The sequence below is a fragment of the Acidovorax cavernicola genome (assembly GCF_003581445.1).
Genome location: NZ_QXMN01000211.1, coordinates 1 through 1,459 on the forward strand (window position 1 = coordinate 1; position 1,459 = coordinate 1,459).

Below are 1,459 nucleotides of genomic sequence, written 5' to 3' on the forward strand. Positions count from 1 at the left end.
TGGGACTGACCAAGACCGCCGCGCTCGACGGCCGCCAGTACGACATCGCCGTGGGGCAGATCGATATCGGCAATGCGATGACCGACCTGGCTGAGCGCATGGCCAAGGGCGTGCCCCAGGCCAACGGCGAGATCGCGGTCGAGCCCATGATCGATGCGGCCGTGGTCGGCCAGTCGGTGCTCTACATGGCCAGCCTGCCGCTCGAAGCCAACGTGCTGTTCCACACCGTCATGGCGACCAAGATGCCTTTCGTCGGCCGGGGCTGAAGCGCTGCCACGCCGCAAGCGCCGCGCACGCGGGCGGTGAACCTATCCGCTGTAGCGTCATTGAGAATCAGCTTTAATGAGGAATCGCGCAATCGGAACCATGTCATGACCACCAAGACCTCGCTGGACAAGTCGAAAATCAAGTTCTTACTGCTGGAAGGCATCCACCCCAGCGCGTTGCAGCTGCTGCAAAACGCGGGCTACACCAACGTGGAAGCGCTCACCGGCGCGCTGCCGTCCGAGGAGCTGGAGCGCAAGATCGCCGACGTGCACTTTGTCGGCATACGCTCGCGCACCCAATTGACCGAAGCGGTGTTCCAGGCCGCGCAAAAGCTCGTGGCCGTGGGCTGCTTCTGCATTGGCACCAACCAGGTCGACCTGAACGCCGCACGCCAGCGCGGCGTGGCGGTGTTCAACGCCCCCTACTCCAACACCCGCTCGGTGGCCGAACTGGTGCTGGCCGAAGCCATCCTGCTGCTGCGCGGCATTCCCGCGAAGAACGCCGCGGCCCACCGCGGCGGCTGGCTCAAGACCGCGGAACACTCCTACGAAATCCGCGGCAAGACGCTGGGCATCGTGGGCCACGGCTCCATCGGCAGCCAGCTGTCGGTGCTGGCCGAAGGCCTGGGCATGCAGGTCGTGTTCCATGACATCGTCACCAAGCTGCCGCTGGGCAATGCACGCCAGGCCGCCTCGCTGCAGGAGCTGCTGTCGGTCAGCGACATCGTGACCCTGCACGTGCCCGAACTGCCGTCGACGCAATGGATGATCGGCGCCGCCGAAATCGCCGCCATGAAACCCGGCGCCATCCTGATCAACGCTTCGCGCGGCACCGTGGTCGAGATCGATGCCCTGGCCGACGCGCTGAAGTCCGGCCACCTGCACGGCGCCGCGCTGGACGTGTTCCCGGTCGAGCCGCGCACCAACAAGGACGAATTCATCTCGCCGCTGCGCGGCCTGGACAACGTCATCCTGACGCCGCACATCGGCGGCTCGACCATGGAGGCCCAGGCCAACATCGGCCTCGAAGTCGCCGAGAAGATGGTCAAGTACAGCGACAACGGCACGACCACCTCGGCCGTGAACTTCCCCGAAGTCGCACTGCCGGCCCACCCCGGACAAAAGCGCATCTTGCATGTGCACCACAACGTGCCCGGCGTGCTGTCGGCCATCAACCAGGTGTTCGCCCAGCA

The 1,459-nt window shown here is 65.5% G+C and carries 1 protein-coding gene and 1 pseudogene; both read left to right on the forward strand.

What is annotated here, in order from left to right; all coding sequences use genetic code 11:
* Window positions 1-266: pseudogene (locus D3H34_RS32595) on the forward strand (3-oxoacyl-ACP reductase); the annotation flags it as partial.
* A 105-nt stretch (window positions 267-371) separates the two neighbouring features.
* A partial coding sequence (gene serA / locus D3H34_RS32600; protein ID WP_119558857.1) for a phosphoglycerate dehydrogenase occupies window positions 372-1,459 on the forward strand: 1,088 nt, incomplete at its 3' end.